The sequence below is a fragment of the Ruegeria sp. SATB027 genome (assembly GCF_059613825.1).
On record NZ_JBXWTH010000017.1, the window covers coordinates 1 to 26412 of the forward strand.

Sequence of the window (26412 nt, forward strand, 5' to 3'; positions counted from 1 at the left end):
CTGTCACAGAGCCCGTAGGATAAGTCCGTCCGGGGAAAGGGGAACTGCGCTCAAAATCCGATTTGTGCAACAGAGCCCATTGGCCCGACAACGGTTCGTTCGCACCTAAGTTCCATATTTTCCAAAACAGGGGCGACGAGCCAGGTCGAGCTTTTGCATCTATTGAACCGAAGCGTTGATGCTGACAGGGGTTTTGCTCAGATCGCGGGTTAGCGAACCGAATGGATTGCTACCAGGACGGTTTGAAGACCTTTTCTTGATCTTCTAAGGATCCTTCTGTCGTCATGGTCCTACCCATTGTCGTGCCATGACGGTCGAACAACTGCTGAACTTAGTCGCAATTTCGTCGGCTGTCTTGTAAGTTTCTAAATTTCGGCCGCAATTTCGCCCTCTATAGCAATGCAGGGAATCTGACTCGTTCGCCATGACCAACTGCCGCTTTCGTGAGGGGGAAACAACCCTACGGAGCGGGGAGAGCGCGCCAGATTTTTATGCCCTTCCAGTTTGATTGTATCTGATGACGAAAAAATACCCTGTTTTGTTAGCTACTTAGTCGTTGTTCATGATTTCGCGACAACATTAACATAATGTGAACAATGTATTCTCTGAGTGTTCAACTGGCTCGGGGCATACTGATCGCACAGGCCGGGCAAACCACGTCCGGTTGAATGGAAGGGGAACAGCATGATCAAGACTGCTATTGAGGTTGCGCCGTATGTATGTGCGACAATGCAACCCCATAATCCCGTCATCAATGGCGAAGTTTCAAGCAATACGAATTCGAGCAGCAGTCGCTTCCCTCCTATCGAAAATGCACTGACAGAAATCGTAAATAACAAGCGACTTGAAGAGGCGAACCGGGACTTCTGAAAATCAGACGCCCGATGGATTTCCGGATCAACAAGATCAGGGAAAGATAAAGCCCGCTCCGAATTGGAGCGGGCTAAATTTTTTCTCAGTAACCTTTGCCAACTTTCGTAGGGCACACGCGCAATACAACCTGGCGGTCAGATCTTTACGAGAAAGTCGGGCCAGCCAAACGGCTGGTAATCACTTAGCTGGCCCGGTCTTTTGCCCACTTCATAAGAATGAGGGCAAAAGCTGTTAGCTATCCAGCCCGAGCATTGCCTTTACAGCAGTCTCAACTTCGTCGGTGACGGGTTTGTTCGCAGCGTCTTCCAGTGCCGCGCGCTCATTAAGAGCCTGGTTCTCAACGGCGTCAGCCAGGTCTTCCACGTCTTGCACGGCTTCCTCGTATTCCAAGGCGGCCTGTTTTTCGGCATTCAGGTTGTCTGCCGTGTCTTTTGAAGCCTGCAGATCATCGTTTGCTGCCTGAAGAGCGTCCTCGATATCAGGATCGGTACCTCCCGCGTCGGCCAGCTGCTGTTCAAGATCATCAACAATGTCCTGCTTTTCCTGAACATCGGCCAGCGCATCATCAAGGTCGTCATTGATTTCGGCGCTGGAGCGATCCGGCGGGGTCATATCATCCAGAAGGTCTTGTTTTTCGGCAAGCTCAGCTCGGATGCTGTCGCCAGCCAGAACCGTATCACGATAGGTTGCGATGCGACCGACGCGCGAATTCGGAGCAGCGTTCTGAAGGGCCTTCTCACTTGCGTTGGCTGCGTTCAGTGCGCCCAGTTCCGAAGGGTGGACGCCCAGCGCGGCAGCCAGTTTGTTCCCTTTCTTGTGGGAATCGGTCAGGTCCGTTTCCTCGACTTGAACCTTGGATTTTGTCGCGTGCGCTGACGGTGCGGTCTTGGTCTGAGTTTTCTTGGACTTCTTACCGGTAAACAATTCTTTCAAAGAGAACGATTTTCCCTTCGAAGATTTTGACTTCGAACCCTTTGCGCCAGAGGTAGTGCGCCCCGACTTACCGGCGGATTTTGAACCACCACTTTTAGCCGCCCCATTACCGCCGCCTTTGCCATTTCCGGCGCCGTCGCTGTTTCCTTTACCGCCGCCGTTTCCTTTACCGCCACCATTGCCCCCACCGTTGCCATTACCGTCTTTGGCATAGGCCACATCAGGAAGGGCAACTGCCGCCACAATTGCGGTGGAGCCCAACATTGCGATTGCGAGAGCGGAGGCCTTCAGCACGCCGGTCAAATTGGTTTTCATAGCGGTCCTCGTAGGTCGAACGCGGGTTTCATTTGGGCCGGCAGTGTGTTTCGCGCTTTGCACACACAGAAAACGCTTGCCGGAATCAATATCTGACAGGTGCTATCTAAACCCATCATCATTGAACCCACGCCGAACTGTTCGTTCATCGCCAGTTCATGTTGAAATCGATAGATTGTTAAGGTGGTTGCGCAGTAAAGAGTGCTGAAGATGAGAAAGCTCTTAACCATCTTGTTTCTTGTTGCCGTTCTCCAGCCCGGAGAAGGCAATGCAGCCGTTCGTGAGCTGAAGCAGGCGGAACTGCGCAAAGCAACAACCTCGGGCAACGCAATCCGGTTGCAGAAAGTCATCAAAGGGGTCGAACAGGTCTTTGGCGGTACGCCCATTGATGCGCGAGCTTTTCAGGCCGACAAAGTTTACTACCGCGTGCTGGTTAAAAAACCGAACGGGAAGATTGTCAGTGTTATTGTTAACGCAAAAACCGGCGTTGTCGTTTCCAACAGGTCCAAGATCGGCAAACAAATCTCAGAAGCGGCCAAATCTGCGCCCGGAAACTCGGCCAATGCGAAATCTCAAGGCAAGTCTTCTGCCAACGCAAATGGTGGTCAAAGCGGCAACCGTGGGAACAGCGGTGGCGGTCGCGGCAATGGTGGCGGCAATTCCGGAGGTAACGGTGGCGGCAACTCCGGTGGTAACGGTGGTGGCAACTCGGGTGGTAACGGTGGCGGAAACGGCGGCGGCAACGGGGGTGGTAAAAAGTAATGGTTAAACTGCCATTCGCACGCCTATAATTCCCAAGTATGAGAGTTTTACTGGCAGAAGACGAACCGCACCTTTGCGAGCAGATCAAGAAACTGTTGAACGCTGAAGGTCGGGTCGTGGACATTGTGAACAGCGGCCTGGAAGCTTTGCATCTGGGTGCAACAGAACCCTATGACATGATCATCCTCGATATTGGATTGCCGGAACGCGATGGCATTTCAGTTCTGCGGGAATGGCGCAGCGCGGGCATCAAGACCCCGGTGCTGATCCTCACGGCCCGCGATGGCTGGAGCGAAAGGGTCGACGGATTGGACGCAGGCGCGGACGACTACATGACCAAGCCATTCCATATGCCCGAACTGGCAGCGCGGGTCCGTGCCATACTGCGGCGGCAGAGCGGTCAGTTGAATCCCGTCGTCGAAATGGGAAATGTTGTGCTGGATACCCGCAACGGGCGTGTAACGGCGGATGGCGTGCCCATCGACCTGACCGCGCAGGAGTTGGCTGTTCTTACATATCTGGCCCATAATGTTGGGCGTATGATCTCAAGGACCGAGTTGTCGGAACATATCTACGAATACGATGGAGACAGGGACTCGAACACCATTGCCGTCTTCATAACCCGTCTGCGCAAAAAACTTGGCCCTGATCTGATCACAACGATTCGGGGCCGCGGATACATGATCGACTCTGCCTGATGTTATCCCTGCGTCAACGGGCTCTACTGGGGGGGATCGCATCGGGTGCCCTTTCAGTGGGTGTTGGTACGCTGGCCGTGTTCTCGTTCATCAATGCCCGCGTTTCAGACAGGTTTGATACCGCACTACTTGATCGTCACACGCAACTGGTCGTTGGGTTGAGCGTTACGACCAATGACCCGGATGCGCTGCGGAATCTGATGTTCGATCCAGCCTATGGCACACCGTATTCCGGCAGATACTGGCAAGTCAGCAACAGCGAAGGTGAGATCTTTACGTCGGCTTCCCTGTTTGATGAAGTCATTGCCGAACCGCCGGGGAACCCTGATGTAACGACGCTTTGGAACACGCCTGGTCCGGAAAGCGAAGCTTTACGAGGAGCCTTTCAGAAAATTACCTATGAGGATGGTACGGTCTGGGGGGTCAGCGTTGCCGAAAGTCAGGCCCAGCTTGTCGCGGAACGCCGCGCTGCACAACAAAGCCTGCTTCCGGTTTTCGCGCTGGTCGGTCTGATCGGTGTCGTTGGATCGCTGCTGCTGATGTCAATCATCCTGACGCCCCTCAGAAAGCTTCGGTCAGATGTGGCGCATCGTTGGGATCGGGACGAAGACCTTAGACCAGGCGATTATCCAGAAGAGGTGTCTCCTCTGGTCGAGGATCTGAACCAGCTCTTGCGTCGAAACCGGGAAATCGTATCGGGATCACGTCGTCAGGCGGCAGATTTGGCCCATGCCCTGAAAACACCTACTGCAATCATGCGCAATGAACTGCTGCTGTTGTCCGAAGCGGGAGGTTCTACGGAAACCGCTGTGGAAGCTCTCGACCGCATTGACGCGCAACTGGGCCGGTCTTTGGCCAGAATGCGGGCGCTGAACACTGCAGACTTGACCCATTCTCGTACTGATCTGTCTCATTCGATTGATCGACTGGCGCGTCTGTTCACCACCATGGCCGAGCGCGAAGGAAAGTCATTGGAAATCGAACGCGACCCGGGTCTTTGGGTGCGTATGGACGCGCAGGATATCGAAGAAGTTTTGGGCAACCTGCTGGATAACGCGGTCAAATGGTGCAAACACAAGGTCCGCATGACGGCTATGAGAACCTCGAACGGGATCGAAGTTGTGATTGACGACGATGGCCCGGGAATTCCTCAGGACGCTCACCGCGAGGCGTTGCGATCGGGGGGGAGGCTGGATACCTCTGTTTCGGGCAGCGGCCTTGGGCTGGCCATCGCGGTTGATTTGTTAAAGGCCTATGACAGTCGGCTTGATCTGGGTGCATCCAGCTCGCTTGGCGGTCTGGAATGCCGGATCGTAATTCCGAAGGGAACCAATGCGCATCCTGCGTCAGGCTGATCATTTGCCCTGAAGGTTCAGGGTGCTTTGGGTGTGACGTAGGTGGACAAGACGCCAAAACAAGAAAAGCGGACCCATCACAGGTCCGCTTTTGCCCTTGCGGGCGATAGGCAGCCAAGGTGGGCTTAGCTGCTCATGTCATAGGCCCGCTCACCATGTACCGAGAGGTCAAGGCCATTTGTCTCGGTCTCGGCGTTTACGCGAAGTGGTGTGATCTGTGCAACCAGTTTGACCAACACAAACGTGACAACTGCCGTAAAGACACCCACGATAACCAGCCCGCCCAGTTGTGCGGTCCATGTGCCAAGGCCGAACAGGGCGATCATGATGGTGCCGAAGATGCCTCCGACGCCATGTACTGCGAACACGTCCAATGTATCGTCGATATTCAGCTTGTTGCGCACCAGACTTACGGCTTCCTGACACAGAATGCCCGCAACAGCACCGATGATGAGGGCCTGAATCGGACCCACAAAACCCGAAGCGGGCGTGATCGAGGCCAGACCTGCAATTGTCCCGGTGACAAGACCCACCATCGAGGCTTTGCCAAAGCGGATGCGTTCCCAAAGCGCCCATGTCAGTGACGCGGTTGCGGCGGACAGGTGGGTAACGGTCATCGCCATCGCAGCGCCGCCGTCCGCGGCCAGTTGCGAACCGCCATTGAAGCCGAACCAGCCGACCCACAGCATCGCGGCGCCGACCATGACATAGCCGGGATTATGCGGCGGGGTCGTTCGGTTTCGGCGCGGGCCAAGGATGACGGCGATGATCAGGGCTGCCAGACCAGCGGTTTCGTGCACCACGATACCGCCCGCGAAATCACGAACGCCAGTGTCGCCCAAAATACCTCCATCGGCCAGCATTCCACCGCCCCAGATCCAGTGAACCACCGGCGCATAGCACAGCAGCATCCACAGCGCCGAGAAGGTCAGCACAAAGCCAAAGCCCACCCGTTCAACATATGCGCCCACGATCAGGGCCGGGGTGATGATGGCAAAGGTCATCTGAAAGGCAAAGAACAGGATTTCCGGTAGAGTGCCAGCAAGGCTGTTCACATCAACACCGTTGAGGAAAGCCTTACCCAAACCACCCCAAAGCCCACTTTCACCGGGTCCAAAGGCGATGGAGTACCCGGCAACCAGCCACAGAATGCTCATCAAACAGGCAATGGCAAAGCAATGCATAAAGACGCTGAGAACGTTTCGGGCACGTACAAGCCCGCCGTAAAACAAGGCCAGACCCGGTAATGTCATGAAAAGGACCAGTGCTGTAGCAACTATGATCCAGGCTGTATCGGCTCCATTCATGGGCCGCTCTCCTTTTCCCTGCATGGTTTCCCGGGCAGGTCATCTGACAACGCCCGGGATCGAGTGAGTGTATATGCAGAGCCTTGAAGCGGAGGGCAGGTGAGGAAAAAAGAGGCAACACCTGAATTGGTCGCCTATTTTGTCGCCTTTTGTTCAAGTGATGACAGTTTTGGCGGCTATGGGCAGATAATGCTTAAAAAAGGTGCGCGTTATGAAAGCCCGGTCAGAAGCAACGCCAGCGCATGATCCCGCGCGGCGCGGCGCACCGCATCCCGCCCTTGCGCGCCAAACTCAATCGTTTCGGTTCGGGTTGTCTGGCCTTCTCTGGCCAGACCGAAACATACGCGCCCTTCGGGTTTGAATTCAGACCCGCCCGGCCCGGCAATGCCGGTAATCGCGACGGCAAGCTGCGCTTGTGAGTTGCGCAATGCGCCTTCGGCCATTTCGCGAGCGACCTCTTCGGACACTGCGCCGAAAGCCTGCAGGGTTTCTGCCAGCACACCCAGCATGTCCTGCTTGGCCCCGTTGGTATAGGTGACAAAACCCCGATCCACGACGGCCGAGCTGCCGGGTATATCCGTCAGGGCCGCAGCGACCATACCGCCGGTGCAGCTTTCCGCTGTGGCGATCATAACGCCCTGCGCTTTGGCGCGGTTCAGCAGGTCGGGCACGTTCATAGGCCCAGAACCCCGTGCGTGATGCCAGCCAGAACCATCACGCCAACGGCTGCGAAAATACCCGCAATCACGTCGTCCAGCATCACTCCCATAGGATCGCCGCGACGATCTGCCCAACCGACAGGGCCGGGTTTGGTGATGTCGAACAGGCGGAACAGAGCGAACCCGGCAACCCAGCCAGGCCAGAGGGCGGTAATGTCGATCCCATGCGCCCAGGACGGATATGAGATCGCCCAGAGGGCAATGAACTGGCCCGCGACCTCATCGATGACGATTTCCGACGGGTCGTGATCGTCCTGGCCGTCGGTCATCACGCGCGTGGCCCACAGGCCGCCTGCAAACACCACGAGCGTTGCGATTGCCAGCAATGGGAATCCGCCCAGCGTGTGCAGGACCCAAGCCATCGGCAGCGCGGCCAGCGAACCCCAGGTACCGGGGGCAGGGCGCATATATCCGATGCCGCCAACGGTGCCAATCAACTGCGCCGCGTTCATGATTTCACCAGACAGGCCGTCGCAATCGATGCGATGCCTTCACTGCGACCGGTGAAGCCCAGACGCTCGGACGTGGTGGCCTTGACCGAGACCTGATCGGCACGCAAGCTCATGATTTTGGACATTTCTTCGCGCATAACAGCGGCGTGAGGGCCAATCTTCGGGTATTCACAGACCAGCGTACAATCCACGTTCGAGATGCGATACCCCATCTGTCCGGCCAGTTCGACCGCGTGACGCAGAAAGATCTCGCTGGCGGCCCCTTTCCATTGCGGATCCGAGGGCGGAAAATGCTGTCCGATATCCCCTTGCGCCAATGCGCCATAAATCGCGTCGGTTACAGCATGCATCCCGACATCCGCATCTGAATGCCCCTGCAACCCGCGATCATGGGGAACCTTCACACCGCAAAGGACCACATGATCCCCGTCGCCAAACCGGTGCACGTCATAGCCGTTGCCAAGTCTTACATCCATATCCATTCCCATGATACGTTCCGCCCGGGCAAAATCCTCGGGGCGGGTGATCTTCAGGTTGTCCGCATCGCCCGGTACGATGCAGACATCTACCCCCGCAGCGCGTGCAACCTCAACATCATCAGCAGCACCGCCCGGATGCGCCGCATGGGCGGCGGTGATGGTGTCATAGTGAAAGCCTTGCGGTGTTTGCGCAGCAAACAGGTTGCTGCGGTCTTGTGTGCCAGTCACGGCCCCGTCTTGTCCTATCCACAAGGCGTCAGTCACCGCCAGTCCGGGGGCGGCGGCCTGATGTGCATCCAATGCGTTCAAGACGTCCTGAATGGTGCGTGACGAAACGCAGGGTCTGGCAACGTCATGAATCAGGACGCGCTTCACGTCGAGGTGCGCCAGGGCCTTCAAACCGTTGCGCACAGAACCCGCGCGATCTGTACTGCCCGTGGCGAGGATCAGATCGGTATCACGAAACTCCTCCCAAACCAAAGTGTCTTCGTCGGATAAGACCAGAACGATATGGGCGACCTGTCCGCGGAACCGATCGATTGTCCAGTCTGCCACGCGACGGCCTGCAAGGCCGCGCCACTGTTTTGGGACGTCGCCCCCTGCGCGCAGGCCGCGGCCTGCGGCGACTATGATGGCAGCTGTGGTCATGCCGCGCGCCCTCCATTTTGTTGCGTTTGTTTAGGCGGCGGTGATTGCAGTGGCAATCACCTATGGTCGGGTGATTAAAAAATAGGCAGATGATGGTTTTGCGGGCTTGTTGCGCGTCGTTTTGTTGTTCATATGCGTGGAATTCGATATCAGAACTGCAACTGCCCAAGGATTAAGCACGTTGACTTTGCGCTTCGCTGACAAACTCGTAACACCGCCGGTTTTGCTGGCCCCGATGGCCGGAATCACAGATCGCCCGTTTCGGGATCTGGTTATGCGCTTTGGCGCCGGCATGGTCGTCAGCGAAATGGTCGCCAGTCAGGAAATGGTGCAGGCCAAACCCGGAGTGCGGGAGCGCGCCGAACTGTCCGCCGATGTGGAAAACACAGCCGTGCAACTGGCAGGGCGCGAGGCGCATTGGATGGCCGAGGCCGCCCGTCAGGTTGCTGATCGTGGAGCGCGGGTGATCGACATCAACATGGGGTGTCCCGCCAAGAAGGTGACAAATGGGTATTCCGGTTCGGCCCTGCTGAAAACACCGGACCACGCACTGACGCTGATCGAGGCCGTTGTCAGTGCAGTTGACGTTCCGGTGACATTAAAAACCCGTTTGGGGTGGGATGACACCCTGCTGAATGCGCCCGAGGTTGCGCGCCGCGCACAAGACGCAGGCGTTCAGATGGTTACGATCCACGGACGCACGCGATGCCAGTTCTACAAGGGGTGCGCTGACTGGAGCGCGATCCGGGCCGTGAAACAGGCCGTGTCGATTCCGGTTATTGCGAACGGAGATATTGTAGGCACAGCAGCCGCACGAACCGCTTTGGAACAATCTGGTGCAGATGGGGTCATGGTCGGGCGTGGCGCACAGGGTAAACCCTGGCTACTGGCGCAGATCAGTCACGACCTTTACGGGGCGGATGCGCCGGATATTCCGGTCGGGAATGACCTGATCGACATGGTGCGCACGCATTATCAGGCGATGCTGGGGTTCTACGGAGCCGATCTGGGCCTGCGTGTCGCCCGCAAGCATCTGGGATGGTACATGGATCAGGCCGCAACCCCTGCGCCGCTGCGGCGGGCGGTTCTGACGTCGCGCAACACGGATGATGTCCTGCGTCTGCTTGGGGACGCACTTGCCGAAACGGGCGAGGTGGCAGCATGAATTCCAACGCCAACATCTGGAACTCATTGCCGGTTCCGGCTTTTATTATTGATGAAAACGACCGCATCGCAGATGTGAATTCGGCGGGCGAGGGGTTTTTGAATGCCTCGCGCCGGTCGGTAATCGGGCATCCGGTATGGGACCAGATCGCCGTTGACGCACCGTTGGAGGAAGCATTCCTGCGCGCCCGCTCGCAAGGCACGCCACTGTTCGTTAATGACGTGGATGCGGGTTCTGGGAATCGTGCACCCTTGCAGTGTGCGTTGCAAATCGCGCCTCTGGTCGGGCATCCGGGGTCGATGATCATGATCATATCGCCTCGTGAACTGGCGGGCCGGATGACCTTGGGCAACACGGTCAAGTCAGCGGCGCAGTCGGCGATTGGCATGGCCGAAATGCTGGCGCACGAAATTAAGAACCCACTGGCCGGGATTACCGGTGCAGCGCAACTGCTGAGCATGAATATTTCGTCACAGGATCTTGAACTTACAGACCTTATTGTGGCCGAAAGCCGAAGGATCGTGAAGCTTCTGGAGCAGGTCGAGCAATTCGGCAACTTGCAGAAACCGGACCTCAGGCCGGTCAATATCCACGATGTACTGGACCGTGCAAGGCGGTCCGCGCTGCTGGGATTTGGCGCGGATATGACAATCATCGAGGATTACGATCCTTCATTGCCGCTGGCCTATGGCGATCCGGACCAGTTTCTTCAGGTGGTCCTGAACCTGCTGAAAAACGCATCCGAGGCTGCGGGGCCGCAGGGCGGTACGATCCGTCTGCGCACTTATTTCGAACATTCCTTCCGCCTGCGCCGAAGCGACGGATCGGGTCATTCCCTGCCGTTGCAGATCGAGATCATCGATGACGGTCCGGGCCTGCCCCAGGATATCCGGGGTGACATCTTTGACCCGTTCGTGTCGGGCAAGGAAAACGGCACTGGTCTGGGGCTGGCGCTGGTCAGCAAGATCGTTTCCGACCATGACGGCTGGATTTCCGCCGACTCCGTGCCCGGCCGCACCGTATTCAAACTGTCGCTGCGCCGCGCGCCGCGAGATGCAACCGAACACAAGAAGGAGAGCACCTGATGGATGGCACCGTACTGGTTGCGGATGACGATCGCACAATCCGCACCGTTCTGACTCAGGCGCTGACGCGGGCCGGATGCAAGGTGCACGCAACATCTTCGCTGACCACCCTGATGCGTTGGGTCGGCGAAGGCAAAGGCGACGTGGTGATCTCGGACGTTGTCATGCCCGATGGCAACGGTCTGGAGATGCTGCCGAAGATAGCAAAGGATCGCCCTGGATTGCCGGTTATCGTGATTTCCGCGCAAAACACGATCATGACCGCAATTCAGGCGGCTGAGGCAGACGCATATGACTATCTGCCCAAACCGTTTGACCTGCCGGATTTGATGAAACGCACGGCGCGGGCGCTGGATCAGAAGCAGCGCGCACAGCCGGAACCCATACAGGCAGGTGGCGAACGCCCGGATGAGCTGCCTCTGGTCGGGCGCACGCCAGTCATGCAGGCCTTGTATCGGTTGGTCGCACGCGTGATGAACACCGACCTGCCGGTTATGATTTCGGGTGAAAGCGGAACGGGTAAGTCGCTGATTGCCCGGGCAATTCACGACTTTTCGGATCGGCGTACATTACCATTTGTCACAGTCACCGCAGCCGACCTAAGCGATCTGGAGGGCCCGGCCCGCGTGATGGCGCGGGTGCGTGGCGGTACGCTGCTGATAGATGAAATCGCGGATATCGGCGATGAAATTCAAGCCCGCGTGGTGCGTATGATGGATACGCCCGGTGATCATGTTCCGCGTTTCATGGCGACCAGCCAGACAAACTTGACCGATGGGATGGAAAACGGCCGTATCCGTCAGGACCTGTACTATCGTTTGTGTGGGGCGACGATTCACGTGCCCTCATTGCGCGAAAGGGTCGACGATATACCGCTGCTGGCCGAACATTTTCTGGCCCGGGAGGAGAAGGAAAATGGCAACAAGCGGTGGCTCAGCCCGGAAGCGGTTGAGTTGGTGCGGCGCTATTCATGGCCGGGGAATGTGCGGCAACTGGAAAACGCCGTTCGCCGTTTGGGGCTGACCAGTCGGGCAGATGAGATTTCAAAGGCCGAGGTGGAAATGGTGTTGGGCAGCCAGCCCGAAGCTGCTCCGGTTTTGAGCGGCGGCGAACGCGAGAAGCTTTCAACCTCGGTCGAGCGTCACCTGCGACGGTATTTCGATCTGCACGGCAACATATTGCCGCCACCGGGCCTCTATCAGCGGATTTTGCGTGAGGTTGAGGCCCCGCTGATCGAAATCGCACTGGATGCAACTGGTGGGAACCAGGCAAAATGTGCTGATTTACTTGGGATTAACCGAAATACGCTGCGAAAAAAGATTACAGATCTCGATATACAGGTGACACGGCGCCGCAAACTGATGTAATATCGCCACACAAACCGTGGCATCCCGGCATCTGTCGGGAAAAGATCACGATATATGGCGGTAAGCCGCACATGCGGCACATCAGGATGAGGGCAGACGGTGGCAACCCGAGCACAGAGCGGGATGATCCCATCGATTGGTCGATGGCGTAAATCACGGAAACTGCGCAATTTCGGCACCTTTGGGCTGGTCCTCTTGGGGCCTGTTCTGGCGCTTGCCACATATCTTGTCATTGGTCCCTTTGACCTAGGCGCGACCGCGCCGACATTGCGGCTGATTCTGCTGGCCGATCTTGTCTATGTTTTGGTCGTTGCGGCTTTGGTACTCAGTCAGTTGGGCAGCCTGATTGCGGCCAGACGGGCCAAGTCGGCGGGCTCGCGCCTGCATTTGCGCCTGATCGGGGCGTTTACGCTGCTTGCGCTGGTTCCGACCGTTACGGTCGCCATTTTTGCCGGCCTGACCGTGAATATCGGTCTGGAAGGCTGGTTTTCGGATCGCGTACGCCAGGTTGTCGGGTCTTCCCTGACAGCAGCAGAGGCTTATGAGCAGGAACATCGCAGCGGTCTGACGCAGGACGCTACGGTTCTGGCGCGGTTCCTGAACAATGCACGTTCGGTGGAGTTTTACATTTCTGATGCCGAACTCCGCGAGGTTCTGGCGCAGGGGCAGGCCCGGATTCAGCGCGGACTGCGCGAAGCCTATGTCATCGACGGCACGGGCGAAATCCGATCGCGCGGGGATCGATCCTATCTGTTCAACTACGAGGCGCCTACAGCGGAACAGATGACCGAAGCGGCAGATAAGGGGCTGCTGATCATTGCCGACTGGCCGAATAATGAATTCCGCGCGCTTGTGCCTCTGACCGCTTATCTGGACCGCTACCTCTATGTCAGCCGCGAGGTGGATGGGCAGTTGTTGACACTGCTGGATGACACCAAGGAAACGGCGCAGTTCTATCAGCAGCTGGAAAGTGAACGGGGCAGGGTGTTGTTTGAATTCGGTCTGCTTTATCTGGGCTTTGCGCTGATCCTGATTCTGGCTGCGATGTCGCTGGGGATGTGGTTTGCCGAACGCCTGTCGCGCCCGGTCGGACGTTTGACCACAGCGGCGCAGCGGGTCGGCGCCGGAGATTTGAGTGTCCAGGTTATTGAAGAGGCCAGCGACGACGAAATTGCGATGTTGGGCCGATATTTCAACCAGATGACCCGACAACTAAAAGGGCAGCGGGACACGCTGCTGGAAAACACCCAGCAAATCGAAAGCAGGCGTCGCCTGTTTGATTCCGTGCTCAGTTCGGTCACGTCCGGTGTTGTCGGCGTGGACCCCGATGGATGCGTTACGTTTGTCAATCGCTCGGCTGAACGCTTGCTGGACTGGTCGCGGGGTGAAGAACACCTGGCTATCGGCATTGCGGTTCCCGAGTTTCTGCCTTTGTTTGAAAGCCTCAAGGACAGCGGGCAGGAGGCTGTTCAGGGTGAGGTTAAGGTCACACGTAAGGGGCAGCTTGAAAACCTGCTGGTTCGCATGGCTATCCGTCGTGGAGAGGATGGCGGGCTGGAAGGTTATGTGGTTGCCTTTGACGATGTAACCGATCTGGTCAGCGCGCAGCGAATGGCGGCGTGGGGTGACGTGGCCCGCCGCATTGCACATGAAATCAAGAACCCATTGACGCCGATCCAGCTCAGCGCAGAGCGCATCAAGCGCAAGTTCGCCCGCAAACTTGATGAGGAAGACAGCGGCAGCCTTGAATCGATGACCGGCGTCATCGTGCGGCAAACCAATGACCTGCGGCGTATCGTGGATGAGTTTTCCAAGTTCGCGCGGATGCCCGAGCCCGTTCGCCGCGAAGAGGACCTTGTCGAACTGGTGCGCGAAGCCGTACTTTTGCAACAGGCGGGACAGCCGGACGTACAGATTGATGCCGACCTGCCGCAGCAGCCGATCATGGCGGATGTAGATGCGACCATGCTCAACCAGGCGTTGACGAACCTGATTAAGAATGCCGGAGAAGCCATTGCAACTCTGAAAGAAAAAGGGGCCCCGGACAACCTGGTGCCGCAGATCAAGGTGGCGGTTTCAAGCGATGATGCGGGTACAGTCATCACCATTGCAGACAATGGGATCGGTCTGCCGGAAGACCGGGCGCGTTTGTTTGAACCTTATGTAACGACACGCGACGAAGGTACCGGGTTGGGTCTTCCGATCGTCAAGAAAATCATAGAAGAGCATGGCGGCGCGCTGACCCTTGAGGACGCACCCGTATTCGACGGACAGGACCATTTTGGCGCAATGGCAGTGATCCGTTTGCCTGGGGCAAGTATGTCCCCAACCGTTGCGCCGCAGAAGCAGGCAATTAGAACCAACAAACTGAAAGCAGGCCAAAGATGAGCGACATTCTGATCGTAGATGACGAGCGCGATATTCGCGAGCTGGTGTCCGACATTCTGGAGGACGAAGGCTATTCAACCCGGCTGGCAGCCAACTCGGACGAGTGCATGGCGTCGATCAATTCCGAACCGCCGGGTCTGTTGATCCTGGATATCTGGCTGAAAGACAGCCGCATGGACGGGATTGATATCCTCAAGACGGTAAAGCGCGATAACCCGGATGTGCCGGTGGTGATTATTTCGGGCCACGGCAATATCGAGATCGCTGTAGCGGCTATCAAACAGGGTGCTTACGACTTTATCGAGAAACCGTTTAACATTGACCAGTTGATGGTGGTGATCCGCCGCGCGATGGAGACGTCTCGTCTGCGGCGCGAGAACGCGTCGCTGAAGCGGAAAGAGGTCAACAACTCGGACATGATCGGCAAATCTGCGTCGTTCCGGGCCATGCAGGGGCAGTTGGACAAAGTGACCAAATCAAACGGTCGCGTCATGCTGCGTGGACCTGCGGGTTCTGGCAAGGAAATCGCTGCGCGTTATATCCATGCCCACTCCAACCGTGCGAACGCTCCGTTCGTGACCGTCAACTGTGCTGGGATTGAGCCTGAGCGTGTGGAAGAAGTTCTGTTTGGCCGGGAATCGGCCGAACGCGGTGTGGAATCCGGATTGCTGGAAGAAGCCCATGGCGGCGTGGTCTATTTTGATGAAGTTTCCGACATGCCTTTGGGCACACAGTCCAAAATTCTGCGGGTGCTGGTGGATCAGCAATTCCAGCGCGTGGGTGGCTCGGACAAAGTGCGCGTGGATCTTCGGGTGATCTCATCAACCAACAAGGATCTTGATGATGAAATCGCCGCCGAGCGTTTCCGGGAAGAGCTGTATCACCGTCTGAATGTGGTTCCGATCTCCGTACCCTCACTCGAAGACCGGCGCGAGGATATTCCGGTACTGGCCCAGCATTTCATCGAAATGTGCAACGAAACCCAAGGGTTGCCTATGCGGGAGCTGTCGGACGAGGCGGTCGCTTTGCTGCAGACAATGACCTGGCCGGGTAACGTGCGCCAGTTGAAGAACCTGATCGAACGTGTTTTGATTCTGGGCGACGGCACCGGCCCGATTGAGGCGCGTGAGCTGCCCAATGAAGAAGACAAGGCCGAAGAGTCGGGCCGCGTTGTCTTGTCGGGTGCGTTGGCCACTTTGCCGCTGCGCGAGGCCCGCGAAGCGTTCGAGCGAGAGTATCTGCTGACCCAGATCAACCGCTTTGGCGGCAATATCAGCCGCACCGCCAGCTTTGTCGGCATGGAACGCAGTGCGCTGCATCGCAAGTTAAAGTCGCTGGGTGTTGTGACCTCGAACAAATCCGGTGCGCGGGTCGCGCAAATCGACGAACCCGAACCGGCGGAATGAGACTGGGGGCATAGTTCACGGGCAGACGGATGTGAGGAACTGATGGCGAGAACGGTGAACTCTGATCTGTCTGGCCGGTTTTTCGAAGGCTACCCGGCTTTTGGCAGGCGGTTAAAGCGACTTCGACGGTCGATCGGATTGAAACAAGCTGCGCTGGCCGAGGTTCTGCAGGTCGATCAGACCACGGTTTCCAGATGGGAGAACGGGGTTCAGCTTCCAACGCCTGATCAACAACACTCGGTGTTTGCTGCGCTGGCTCCTTTCAGGGCGGATGACAACGCGCTAAGACGGCTTGTCGTGAACTCGGCAGACTGCATCCATCTGGTTGAGGAGGCCAGCCACCTGTGCCTGGCCTATTCCCGCAGGCGGGCGCGGGACTGGAAAACCACCCAACGGGCACTGCTTGGCGTGTCCCTCTGGCAATTTGCGACGGACGAAATCCGTCAGGCTGAGGCCGAGCTACAGGACGAGGGATGGTGGGATTTGCAAGCGCCCAACCCCAAGTCGTTTGTAACCTCCGAAGCGCGGCACGATCGTATCCGGATCAGTGCCGGACAGATCACCTGGGAACGGTTGTACCTGTCGGATGGAACGCCGGTCCGGCTGGTCAGTGGAGCACGGTCGGGACGCGCATAATTTATGCGTATTCCTGTGCGGTCGGGTGCAGTAGAACCGGCTTATGCCCCATCCATTACGCATCTTGTTACAGGTTTTGTTGCTTTGGCTTGCCGGGCTAGGTGCGGCGACCCAATTCGCCAAGATCGCGGTTCCTTTTGCTCAGGTCGCAGCCCTCTATCCTGCGCACGCGGATAAGATTGGCTGGCTTTTGTCAGTCATCAGCCTGGTTGGTGCGATTCTTGGTGCATTGTCCGGCGCGATAGCCGGGCGGGTTGGGCCTGTCCGGCTGCTGATGTTTGGCTTGACCCTTGGCGGGGCGGTGTCCCTGTTTCAGGCCAGTATCCCCGGTTTGGGCCTGATGCTGGTCAGCCGCGTTGTCGAAGGGGTCTCTCATCTGGCTATCGTTGTCGCAGCACCAACACTGATTGCGCAAATCACGATTGGAAAATGGCGCAACGCGGCAATGGTTTTGTGGAGCAGTTTCTTTGGTGTCGCCTTTGCCCTGAACGCATGGCTTGGGCTTCCATTGATCGCTCAGGTCGGGCTGCCGGTTTATTTTGCTACCCATGGCGCGCTGATGTTTCTGATCGCCGTCCTGATCGTATCTTTCCGTCCCAACAGTGCATCGGCTTTGGTGAACAATCCCTTTTGGAGCGTGCGAACACTGATTGACATACACGTACAGACCTATCGCTCTGCGTTTGTGTCCGCTCCGGCGCTCGGGTGGTTCTTTTACACGCTGACCTTTGTCTCGTTGCTGGCCATTCTTCCGGGAAGATTGCCGGACGATGTCAGTGCGATGATTGCTGGTCTGATGCCGTTGGCCGGGATCGTGATTTCCTGGCTTACCGTCCCGGTGTTGCTGAGCGTTTGTTCTGGTGTTTTTGTTGTTAACCTCGGTTTCGGGCTGTCTATCCTAACGATAGGCGCCCTGTTTCTTGGTGCCCCGTTGCCCGTTGTCTGCGTTGCGCTTTTTGCGGTGCTGGGGCTTGTTCAGGGCGGCAGCTTTGCGGCGGTGCCGCAGTTGAACTCGACACCCGAAAACCAGGCGCTGAGCTATGGTGCCATGGCTCAGATGGGGAATGCGGGTAACCTTTTGGGCACACCTGTTTTGCTTGCAATACTGTGGCGGACTAGTGAAGCGGGCATGTTGATTGCCGTGGTCGGGTTCTATGCTGTTGCCATGGCGCTTCATCTGTGGCTTGCCGCGCGGCGCAAACGCGCTTCAACCCGACTGGAATGATCAATCGCGCGGTACCGTGGTTCTTCTTATCCGGATTGCCCCGGTGTGATGATCTGAAACGACCCGTCATCGAACTTCACAAAACATGAGGCACTGTTGAGGGGCGGCAACGTCGTTGTTCGCGCCAGTGGCACCCGCGATTTCACATTTTGCTTGCAGGGCGGCAAGCTGACAGGGCGAAATCCCTTTTCGGCCATGCATTGCGCCTCGACCGTGTTTCGCAGGCCCTGATTCACATCGACGGTATAGACCCTGCCGGGCTGCCACCAGCCTGGGGATTGATAGCAACGACCTCTGCCGTCACAATATGTGCGCCCGGGCCAATAAGTCGGCGGGCTTTGGCGGATCTGATTGGCAACCGGCACCTCTTTGACCGCGCTAAGCTGGCACTGGGTGGTCTCTTTTTGCAGACGTGATACGGTTTCACCCTCGCGATAGTAAAGCGAGAGCGGCCCGCACGAGGACAGCACCATCAGGGGCACCAGCATAGGAAACAGCATTTTCATATGCTTATCTTGCCGCAGCTGATCGGCGATGACAATTCAATTGACCGCTTTGGGGGCATCTGTCATTCAATCCTTTCAGGCAGAAGGGCCAGAAACATGAAGGTCATTATTTGCGGCGCGGGTCAGGTCGGTTGGCAGATTGCGCGGCACCTTTCGGGTGAATTGAACGACGTCACCGTTGTCGACAACAATCCCGATCTGGTACGGCGGGCGACCGAAACGCTGGATGTGCAGGGGATAGCCGGGTTTGCAAGTTACCCCGATGTGCTTGAAAGGGCAGGCGCGCGCGATGCGGATATGATCATCGCTGCGACCCATTCGGATGAGGTGAACATGGTCACCTGCCAGATGGCGCATTCGGTCTTTTCGATCCAGCGCAAGATCGCGCGACTGCGGTCGAAATCATATCTAGAGGCGATCCACTCGGACCTTTACCGGCGCGATCATCTGCCGATTGATGTGGTGATCAGCCCCGAACGCGAAGTTGCCGCCGCCGCGATGCGCCGCCTGTCGGCCCCGTCCGCCTTTGACACCGAGATTTTCATGGACGGCAAGGCGCAGCTTTTGGGTATTCGCGTGGATGAAGACTGCCCGATCGTGAACACACCTTTGCGGCAACTGACCGATTTGTTCTCGACGCTCAGTTCGATCGTAGTGGGGGTGCGTCGCGATGGCACGCTGTTTGCACCAGAATCCGAGGATCAGCTGTTTGTGGGCGATGAATGCTACGTCTTTACCAATGTAAAAGACGTGGATCGCACCATGGAGGTGTTTGGCAAGACCCAAAAGCGTCAGGATCGTGTGGTGATCGTGGGCGGGGGCAATGTCGGGCTTGAAGTGGCGCGAACTCTGGAAGAACAAAAAAGCCGCGTGCGCGCCAAAATCGTCGAGCGGGATCGCCGATGCGCCGAGATCGCCGCCGAGGCGCTGGAACGAACGATTGTGCTGCACGGTGATGGCCTTGATGCCAGTTTGTTGAGCGAAGCCGGTATCGACAGGGCGGATGCAATGCTGGCGGTTACGGATGACGACCGCACGAACATGCTGGCCGCTGTCCGCGCCAAGGCCGAGGGTTGTGCCCTGGCGATCGCTTTGATCAATGATCCCAGTATGGTGGCCCTGATGGGACCTTTGGGGATTGACGCGTATATCAATCCGCGGGCAACCACCGTCAGTTCGATCTTGCGCCACATCCGTCATGGCCGGGTGCGACAGGTCTACTCGATAGGAGATGCTGAGGCCGAAGTGATCGAGGCTGAGGTTCTTTCAACCTCTCCCATGGCCGGTCAAAAGCTGCGCGATATCGATTTTCCCGAGGGCGTACTGGTGGGGGCCGTGCGCAAAGGAGATGAGGTTATGCGACCGACGGGCAGCCTCAGGATCGATGAAAAGGATGTCGTCGCGATCTTTGCCATGGCCAACGACGTGCCTGAGGTCGAACGCCTGATGCAGGTTTCAATCGATTTCTTCTGATGGCGCATGCGGGGATACAACAGATCGGGCTATTGCGGCGGTTGCCGCTGTTTCTTCTGATCTGGGCTATTGCGTCATTGGCCATGTGGATTCCGGCAGTTTACGCGCTGGCGCTGGATGATCACGATACATCGCGGTCGTTTTTGTATTCCGGTATCATTGGGTTGTTTCTGGTCGTCAGTGTCGCACTGGCCTCGTCCAACCGTGTGCCAAGGCGCGGAACTTTGGGACAATTGGCGGTGATGCTTGCATGTTTCACCATTCTGCCTGTCTTTCTTGCAATTCCATTTCACGATGCGCTGGGAACGACCACATTCCTGAACGCCTATTTTGACATGGTCAGTGCCCTGACAACCACGGGGGCAGATCTGTTTCCGGATCCAGACCGCCTGACGGCGCCGCTGCACCTGTGGCGCGCCTTGGTTGGATGGATGGGCGGTTTGCTGATGTGGATTGCCGCCGCGGCAATCCTTGCGCCTTTGTCGCTGGGTGGGTTCGAGGTCACGGCCCGCGGTCAGCCGGGTCGCCCGGTATCGGGTGTTGCGCAAAGCGAACGCGTTGATCCGCGCGGTCGACTGCTCCGTGTGGCAAAGGGACTGACCCCGGTCTATGCCGGGTTGACGGCCGTGATCTGGATCCTTCTTCTGATCGCAGGCGAAACCGGATTGACAGCCGTTTGTCACGCAATGTCGGTCATGGCGACGTCTGGAATTTCTCCGGTGGGTGGAATGGAAGGCGCACAAGCGGGCTTCACGGGTGAGGCGATCCTGTTTTTGTTCCTGTTCTTTGCCCTTTCGCGCCTGACATTTTCGACCGACACGGCGACATCCGGTTATTCCCGACTGGATACGGACCCGGAGTTTCGCATTGGCCTGATGATTGTTCTGGCCGTTGCGGCCTTATTGTTCTTTCGCGTTATTGCTGGTGTTACGGAAATCGGTGGGCAAATCGAGCCTTTACAGGCATTGCAGGTCATTTGGGGTATGCTGTTCACCGTTCTGGCCTTTCTGACAACCGCCGGGTTTGAAAGCGCAAACTGGGATGATGCGCAGCAATTGTCTGGTCTGGGAACGCCCGGATTGTTGCTGATGGGGCTGGCCCTGATCGGTGGTGGGGTTGCCACCACGGCTGGCGGAGTGAAACTGCTGCGGGTTTTTGCCCTGTACCTGAACGGTGCGCGCGAGATCGACCGGTTGATCTATCCCTCATCCGTCAGCGGGGTTGGAGGCGGCAACCGACGCATTCAAAGGGACGGCGCGTTTATCGCCTGGATTTTTCTGATGCTCTTTGCGCTGACACTGGCGGTGTTCAACCTTTTGCTGGCCGCAATGGGGGCCGGGTTTGAACAGGCCATGGTGCTCAGCGTCGCAACGCTCAGCACGACGGGTCCGCTGATTGAATTGGCCACTGATGTTCCAATCCGGTTGATCGACCTGTCCGCAGGGGCCAAGCTGACGCTGTGCGCGGCGATGGTCATTGGCCGGCTCGAGACGCTTGCGATCATCGCCCTGATCACCCCTTCGCTGTGGCGGGATTGAACCGGTTGGATCCCGTCGTCTTTAGTGCTTAATTTTTCGTCTGGAATATCTTACCGCGGCACTCCATACTCACCGGGAGGGAGCGCGTTGGTCCGCAACGCGTAGCAAGAACAATGGCGAGATTATCATAATATGGCTTCGGACAGACAGAATCTTCAGGATGCTTTCCTGAACAATGTACGGAAAGCTAAGGTTCCGGTTACAATTTTCCTGATCAATGGCGTGAAATTGCAGGGTGTGATCACCTGGTTCGACAATTTCTGTGTATTGTTGCGCCGCGACGGACAGTCGCAGCTGGTGTACAAGCACGCGATTTCAACCATCATGCCATCACAGCCGATCAACCTGTATGAGGGCGAAGACGCCTCTTGATGGAACATGACCGGACGCGCACCCGGGCCTGGGTGCTGCATCCCGAAATCAAATCAGATGAACAGCGCCGCGTTCCCGAACCTGCGCTGGCTGAGGCGGTTGCGCTGGCCGCCGCTTTGCCCGATCTGGATGTGATCGGGTCTGAAATCGTACGCCTGCAACGCGCCCAACCCGGCTATTTGTTTGGCAGTGGCAAGATCGAAGAACTGGGTGAGCGGCTTCGTGAAAACGAGGTTGAGCTGGTTCTGATCGATGGACCGGTAACACCGGTTCAGCAGCGCAATCTGGAAAAGGCATGGAAGGTCAAGATCCTCGACCGGACCGGGCTGATCCTTGAGATTTTCAGCGACCGCGCACGTACCCGTGAAGGGGTGTTGCAGGTCGAAATGGCTGCGCTCAGCTATCAGCGGACACGGCTGGTGCGGGCCTGGACCCACCTTGAACGTCAGCGTGGCGGTTTGGGATTTGTCGGCGGACCCGGCGAGACCCAGATCGAAGCCGACCGCCGCGCCATTGACGAACAACTGGTGCGTTTGCGCCGCCAATTGCAGAAAGTGGTCAAGACCCGCACCTTGCACCGTGCCGCGCGCGCCAAGGTGCCCTATCCGATCGTTGCATTGGTTGGATATACCAATGCCGGGAAATCTACTCTGTTCAATCGGCTGACCGGGGCCGAAGTGTTGGCCAAGGACATGCTGTTTGCCACGCTGGACCCTACCATGCGCCGCGTGCAACTGCCCGATGGCCCGGAAGTGATCCTGTCGGATACGGTGGGTTTTATCTCGAACCTGCCGACCGAGCTTGTGGCGTCTTTTCGGGCCACGCTTGAAGAGGTGTTGGGTGCTGATCTGATTGTTCACGTGCGCGATATCAGCCATGAAGAAACCGAAGCACAGGCGCAGGATGTCGAAGCAATCCTGACCTCGCTTGGTGTCGACGCAGAACGCCCCCGGCTTGAGGTTTGGAACAAGACTGACTTGCTGAGCACGGAAGAAAAAGACGCCGCGTTGGCGAGGGCGGATCGCGATCCGGCCATATTTGCCATTTCGGCAGTTACCGGCGAAGGCGTGACCCCTTTACTGTCCGAGATTGCAGCAATCCTGCAAGGGGCCCGGCACGAGGTTGTTCTGAACCTGACCTTTGCGGAAGGGAACAAGCGGGCGTGGTTGTTCCGGCAGGATGTTGTACAATCTGAAGAGCAGACCGAAGAGGGGTTCCGTATCACTGTTCTTTGGACAGATAAGCAGGCCGCCCAATTCGACACACTATAGATACAGTGAAATTGCGGAAGATGGCTGATACAATGGATCAAAGAGTATTCCTGACCGGATTTATTGATGTCCCGGCGGACCGCCTTGAAGATGTGCGCGCCGCTCTGCCCACGCATATCGCCCTCACAAAGGCGGAAGAGGGTTGCCTGTCGTTCGACGTTGTCGAGGATCAGATCACACCCGGACGGTTCACTGTTTCAGAGGTTTTTGTGAATCAGCAGGCCTTTGATGCGCATCAGCAGCGGACGAAGGCATCCGAGTGGTTTCTGATTACACAAGGAATACCGCGGAGTTACACAATTGAAACCGCTGGCAAAAAGACGACCTAAGTCACACGCCTTCAAGTTGTTGCTGTAAGTCATCGGTGTCGAACCAGCCTACTGACGACTGTACAAGATGATCGGGCGCAAGTTCCCATTCATCCCATCCGCGCGCGATAACATGGTTGCCGGTCTGAGCATGATGCCCCTCACGTGTCCAGACAAACAGGGCGTGAGAGCCAGCCCATCGCATCATGTCGCACCGCACTTCCAGATCCGGAAAATCGGCATAGACGTCTCGGGCCATTTCGGCAATCGCGGCACGCCCTTCGACAGGCTCACCCCGGTTAGTTGTGATCCGCCCGTCCTGCGCGAAAAAACTGGCAACGGCATCGGCGTCACCTGAACTCCAGGCGATTGCGTAATCCCGGGCAAGGTTGTTCAGAGTATCCCGAATGCTGGCCATAGTTTCCCCCTGGTCCGAAACAGTTCGCCCGGTGATGGTAGGCGAAACTGCCGCATGGCGTCCACGGTCCGGACAAAAAGGGGCGGGGAGTCGCCGAAACCCTGATGCTTAACGTGGGATCAGATTGGTCACTCCGACAGCAGCGGCGCGGGCAAGGTCAAGGTCCAGCGACATGGGAATATACTCGCCACGCCGCCACAGCTGCGCCTGATCGTCGTAATAGCGCGACAGGAAATGGCCCGATTGGCCGGTAGCGGTGATAAAGACCGAGCTGTTGGGATCGGCAAAGTCATACACACCGCGATACCCGGCCCCGTGGACGTTCTGAAACGGGTCGAGCCCTTCGCCCGACGTGCGCCCGCGCAGCAAGGTGTTGTCGCCGCCACTGGTCGATTGGCGAATGTTCACAAAATACCGAAGTATAGGCACGTTCCCCAGAACCGGGTGGTCGTGGGTTGCCTGATGGGCATCACCCCAGCGCAGGGATTCCAGTGCGCTGCCGTAGCGTTCGGTGATCCAGATCAGCGCGTCATCCAGCGCAAGTCGTGCCATTTCGGTACAGGTTTCAACCGGCGCGCTTTGTCGTACATCGCACCAGACACCGGCGCCATCAATGTCACGATAGACCCGTTCGATGAACAGGGGCTCGACATGTTTGAATTCGCTGGCCAGCGGCCCAAGCTCGTCCGAAATCAGGCGGATCTGAAGCGCCCGCACCCAGGCTGCATAGATCAGCGGTTCGGGAAGGTGCTCGTTCATCTCGCCGTTCCAGTCCGCCAGCAGCGACAGCGCAATCTGGCGCTGTCGTTCGGGCGTCCCTTCAGGGGCCGAGGCACCGGTGTACCAAAGGTCAGCACCGATCAGCGGCAGCAGAGAGCGCGCGGTGAAACTGACCGTATCCAGTTGCGCCTCAATGAAACTGTCGCGGGTATGCACCTCACGCGATTGCATCAGGCGTTCCCAGCGATGTACGCGCTGAGTGTCACCCCACTCGTAGGACACATGATCCGGGAACGGGCGGTCGATGATCTTGTTGTTGGTGTTGCCCAGAACGCCACCGGCAGGGGCCACGAATTCCGGGTTGTTGGCGTAGGGCAGGCGGCCTTGCCAGCGGTTTGCTTCGATCCAGCCGGGTGTCGGAATGCGCCCGCGGCTTTGGTTCTGCAGGTCACGCCGGGGCATGGCGCCAATCAGTTTCATCCCTATTGTCGTTTTGTCGACCAGTGACAGGTTTTGCGAGGGCGCAATGAATTGCCGGGCCACGGTTACGGCGTTCTGCACGTTGTCCGCGTTCATCAGGGCCATGGACGCCGTCATCGAAGTGTCTTGCGGGCTGAGCGCCGTCCAGGACAAAGACGCCACGTGGCCGGGCGGTGTGATGGTTTCCAGCTTGTAATCCGTACCGGGTAACACTGGCCCGTTTTCAGTCCAGCGCAGCGTCAGTGTAACCGGAGCTTCCCCCTTGATTTCAATGATCGAAGGACGAGTCTGGAACTCCTTATAGCCATCCGGGGTCAGGTATTCTTCGGGGTTTTCCGGGTTCAGCTGCTCAATATGAATGTCCTGATCGTCAAGATAGGATGACGTCACCCCCCAACCCAAACGGTCACTGCGGCCGGTCATGATTGCGGGAATACCAGGGATCGAGGCCCCAATGACGCTTCCCTTTTCCAGACCAAGATGCGCCAGATACCACACGCCGGGTGCTGTGAAGCCGAGATGCGGGTCGTTGGCCAGCAATGTTCCACCGCTTGCCGAGCGCGAAGGCGCAGCAGTCCAGGCGTTTGATGCCCCCGCCAGCCCGCGTTTGGGAAGGGGTGACAGCAGCGTTTCAGGAAAACTCGTACCAGCGGCATAGCGTGGAAGGTTGGGAAACAGCGAAGCATATTCAGGCAACGCAGCAATGCCGGGGCCGGGAACATCGGGCAGAATATCTGCCAGCCTGTCAGGATTGCTCAGCATCAAAGACGTACGCGCCCGCAGAACCTCGTCGGTCAGGTGACCGGACAGTTGCAGCGCCATAAGCTTGATCACGGCGATACTGTCACCCGGTTGCCAGGGCGAGACGGGTGCATTGAACAGGAACATCTCAGGCGCGCCGCGCCCCAAGGCCTCGTCGTTGATCTCGGTCAGGCGTGCGTTGACCCCGGCCGCATAAGCACGAAGGGCGGCCTTGGTATAGTCGTCCTGCACTTCGACCGAGCGATGGGCAAGGCCGTACAGATCCAGTCGGCGCAGCAGCTTGTCAACGCGCAGGGTGCGTGGTCCAAAGATTTCGGACAAGCGGCCCTGCGCGGTGCGGCGCATGACCGTCATCTGCCACAATCGATCCTGCGCGTGGGCATATCCAAGACCGAAAAACACATCTGGGTCATTTTGGGCCAGTATGTGCGGCACATTGGCGGTGTCGCGCACGATCTCAACCGGAGCGGTCAACCCGTTGACTTCGAGTTTCTGGTCATAATCCGGCAGGGATTGGCTGGCCAGAAAATAGACAAGGCCCATTGCGGCGAGGATCAGCATGATCAGACCCGACACGATGCGCACCAGCCAGCGGAAAACAAGACCCATTACTGCCCCAAATTCTAGTACATGAAGGTTGCGCGGAGATTAGTGGATGGCGGGTCCAACCGAAAGAGGAACGCGGCAAGAACCTGTGCAGAAAGGATGAAAACAAATACCCCACCGCAGCATTCCGCTGTGATGGGGTTTG

The 26412-nt window shown here is 57.6% G+C and carries 24 protein-coding genes; 16 read left to right on the forward strand and 8 right to left on the reverse strand.

The window, feature by feature from the left end; all coding sequences use genetic code 11:
- Positions 1-684 precede the first annotated feature (684 nt).
- Positions 685-870 carry a hypothetical protein gene (locus AC2FPW_RS02000; RefSeq protein WP_496812401.1) on the forward strand — a complete coding sequence of 62 codons (186 nt, stop codon included), beginning with the start codon at positions 685-687 and terminating at the stop codon, positions 868-870.
- Between the two features lie 234 nt (positions 871-1104).
- Here the strand turns inward: AC2FPW_RS02000 and AC2FPW_RS02005 are convergent, their stop codons facing one another.
- A complete protein-coding gene (locus AC2FPW_RS02005; RefSeq protein WP_496812402.1) occupies positions 1105-2121 on the reverse strand; it encodes a hypothetical protein in 1017 nt (338 codons plus the stop codon).
- Positions 2122-2331: 210 nt separating this feature from the next.
- Between AC2FPW_RS02005 and AC2FPW_RS02010 the strand changes: the two genes are divergently transcribed.
- The 3 genes from AC2FPW_RS02010 to AC2FPW_RS02020 are packed head-to-tail and all read left to right on the forward strand — an operon-like array spanning position 2332 to position 4936.
- Positions 2332-2883 (forward strand): PepSY domain-containing protein, encoded by a 552-nt coding sequence (locus tag AC2FPW_RS02010; protein WP_480537998.1) that lies wholly within the window; start codon positions 2332-2334, stop codon positions 2881-2883.
- Positions 2884-2921: 38 nt separating this feature from the next.
- A complete protein-coding gene (locus AC2FPW_RS02015; RefSeq protein WP_209503754.1) occupies positions 2922-3581 on the forward strand; it encodes a response regulator transcription factor in 660 nt (219 codons plus the stop codon).
- Complete coding sequence (locus AC2FPW_RS02020) at positions 3581-4936, forward strand: sensor histidine kinase (RefSeq protein ID WP_496812403.1); 1356 nt, start codon at positions 3581-3583, stop codon at positions 4934-4936. Before AC2FPW_RS02015 ends, AC2FPW_RS02020 begins: the two co-directional genes overlap by 1 nt.
- 125 nt (positions 4937-5061) lie before the next feature.
- Here AC2FPW_RS02020 and AC2FPW_RS02025 read toward each other — a convergent pair whose 3' ends face one another.
- From AC2FPW_RS02025 to AC2FPW_RS02040, 4 genes are all read right to left on the reverse strand, one after another.
- A complete protein-coding gene (locus AC2FPW_RS02025; RefSeq protein ID WP_496812404.1) occupies positions 5062-6243 on the reverse strand; it encodes an ammonium transporter in 1182 nt (393 codons plus the stop codon).
- A gap of 209 nt (positions 6244-6452) precedes the next feature.
- The gene (locus AC2FPW_RS02030) at positions 6453-6920 is read right to left on the reverse strand and encodes a CinA family protein (RefSeq protein ID WP_496812405.1); all 468 of its coding nucleotides are present in this window, start codon (positions 6918-6920) and stop codon (positions 6453-6455) included.
- Complete coding sequence (locus tag AC2FPW_RS02035; RefSeq protein ID WP_267365180.1) at positions 6917-7414, reverse strand: phosphatidylglycerophosphatase A family protein; 498 nt, start codon at positions 7412-7414, stop codon at positions 6917-6919. Before AC2FPW_RS02035 ends, AC2FPW_RS02030 begins: the two co-directional genes overlap by 4 nt.
- Complete coding sequence (locus AC2FPW_RS02040; protein WP_496812406.1) at positions 7411-8541, reverse strand: bifunctional 2-C-methyl-D-erythritol 4-phosphate cytidylyltransferase/2-C-methyl-D-erythritol 2,4-cyclodiphosphate synthase; 1131 nt, start codon at positions 8539-8541, stop codon at positions 7411-7413. The genes AC2FPW_RS02035 and AC2FPW_RS02040 overlap by 4 nt, the downstream gene beginning before the upstream one ends.
- A 181-nt stretch (positions 8542-8722) precedes the next feature.
- Between AC2FPW_RS02040 and dusB the strand changes: the two genes are divergently transcribed.
- The 7 genes from dusB to AC2FPW_RS02075 all read left to right on the forward strand — a co-directional run bounded on the left by dusB (position 8723) and on the right by AC2FPW_RS02075 (position 17813).
- Positions 8723-9706, forward strand: a complete 984-nt coding sequence (gene dusB, locus AC2FPW_RS02045) for a tRNA dihydrouridine synthase DusB (protein WP_496812407.1) — start codon at positions 8723-8725, stop codon at positions 9704-9706.
- Positions 9703-10791: a two-component system sensor histidine kinase NtrB gene (locus AC2FPW_RS02050; RefSeq protein ID WP_496812408.1), complete on the forward strand. Its 1089-nt coding sequence runs from the start codon at positions 9703-9705 to the stop codon at positions 10789-10791. Before dusB ends, AC2FPW_RS02050 begins: the two co-directional genes overlap by 4 nt.
- Positions 10791-12158 carry a response regulator gene (locus AC2FPW_RS02055; protein ID WP_480480683.1) on the forward strand — a complete coding sequence of 456 codons (1368 nt, stop codon included), beginning with the start codon at positions 10791-10793 and terminating at the stop codon, positions 12156-12158. Before AC2FPW_RS02050 ends, AC2FPW_RS02055 begins: the two co-directional genes overlap by 1 nt.
- Positions 12159-12281: 123 nt before the next feature.
- Positions 12282-14546, forward strand: a complete 2265-nt coding sequence (locus tag AC2FPW_RS02060; protein ID WP_496812579.1) for a sensor histidine kinase NtrY-like — start codon at positions 12282-12284, stop codon at positions 14544-14546.
- Complete coding sequence (gene ntrX, locus AC2FPW_RS02065) at positions 14543-15952, forward strand: nitrogen assimilation response regulator NtrX (protein WP_480480685.1); 1410 nt, start codon at positions 14543-14545, stop codon at positions 15950-15952. The genes AC2FPW_RS02060 and ntrX overlap by 4 nt, the downstream gene beginning before the upstream one ends.
- Positions 15953-15994: 42 nt before the next feature.
- Positions 15995-16588: a helix-turn-helix domain-containing protein gene (locus AC2FPW_RS02070; protein ID WP_496812409.1), complete on the forward strand. Its 594-nt coding sequence runs from the start codon at positions 15995-15997 to the stop codon at positions 16586-16588.
- A gap of 43 nt (positions 16589-16631) precedes the next feature.
- Positions 16632-17813 (forward strand): MFS transporter, encoded by a 1182-nt coding sequence (locus tag AC2FPW_RS02075; RefSeq protein WP_496812410.1) that lies wholly within the window; start codon positions 16632-16634, stop codon positions 17811-17813.
- A gap of 26 nt (positions 17814-17839) precedes the next feature.
- On the opposite strand, the gene AC2FPW_RS02080 is transcribed toward AC2FPW_RS02075, so the two are convergent.
- Positions 17840-18319 carry a hypothetical protein gene (locus AC2FPW_RS02080; RefSeq protein WP_496812411.1) on the reverse strand — a complete coding sequence of 160 codons (480 nt, stop codon included), beginning with the start codon at positions 18317-18319 and terminating at the stop codon, positions 17840-17842.
- 96 nt (positions 18320-18415) lie between these two features.
- Here AC2FPW_RS02080 and trkA point away from each other — a divergent pair, with 96 nt between their 5' ends.
- The 5 genes from trkA (at position 18416) to AC2FPW_RS02105 (ending at position 23302) form a co-directional block, all read left to right on the forward strand.
- Complete coding sequence (gene trkA, locus AC2FPW_RS02085; protein WP_267366209.1) at positions 18416-19792, forward strand: Trk system potassium transporter TrkA; 1377 nt, start codon at positions 18416-18418, stop codon at positions 19790-19792.
- Entirely contained in the window at positions 19792-21330 is a 1539-nt protein-coding gene (locus tag AC2FPW_RS02090) for a TrkH family potassium uptake protein (RefSeq protein ID WP_267366208.1), read from the forward strand. Before trkA ends, AC2FPW_RS02090 begins: the two co-directional genes overlap by 1 nt.
- 132 nt (positions 21331-21462) lie before the next feature.
- Complete coding sequence (gene hfq / locus AC2FPW_RS02095; protein WP_005982826.1) at positions 21463-21702, forward strand: RNA chaperone Hfq; 240 nt, start codon at positions 21463-21465, stop codon at positions 21700-21702.
- Positions 21702-22973 carry a GTPase HflX gene (gene hflX / locus AC2FPW_RS02100; protein ID WP_267366207.1) on the forward strand — a complete coding sequence of 424 codons (1272 nt, stop codon included), beginning with the start codon at positions 21702-21704 and terminating at the stop codon, positions 22971-22973. Before hfq ends, hflX begins: the two co-directional genes overlap by 1 nt.
- A 20-nt stretch (positions 22974-22993) precedes the next feature.
- Positions 22994-23302, forward strand: coding sequence for a putative quinol monooxygenase (locus AC2FPW_RS02105; protein WP_496812412.1), 309 nt, complete (start codon positions 22994-22996; stop codon positions 23300-23302).
- A 1-nt stretch (position 23303) separates the two neighbouring features.
- Here AC2FPW_RS02105 and AC2FPW_RS02110 read toward each other — a convergent pair whose 3' ends face one another.
- Entirely contained in the window at positions 23304-23699 is a 396-nt protein-coding gene (locus AC2FPW_RS02110; protein ID WP_496812413.1) for an SgcJ/EcaC family oxidoreductase, read from the reverse strand.
- A 108-nt stretch (positions 23700-23807) separates the two neighbouring features.
- On the reverse strand, positions 23808-26270 hold the full coding sequence (locus AC2FPW_RS02115; RefSeq protein ID WP_496812414.1) for a penicillin acylase family protein: 2463 nt from the start codon (positions 26268-26270) through the stop codon (positions 23808-23810).
- Between the last annotated feature and the right edge of the window lie 142 nt (positions 26271-26412).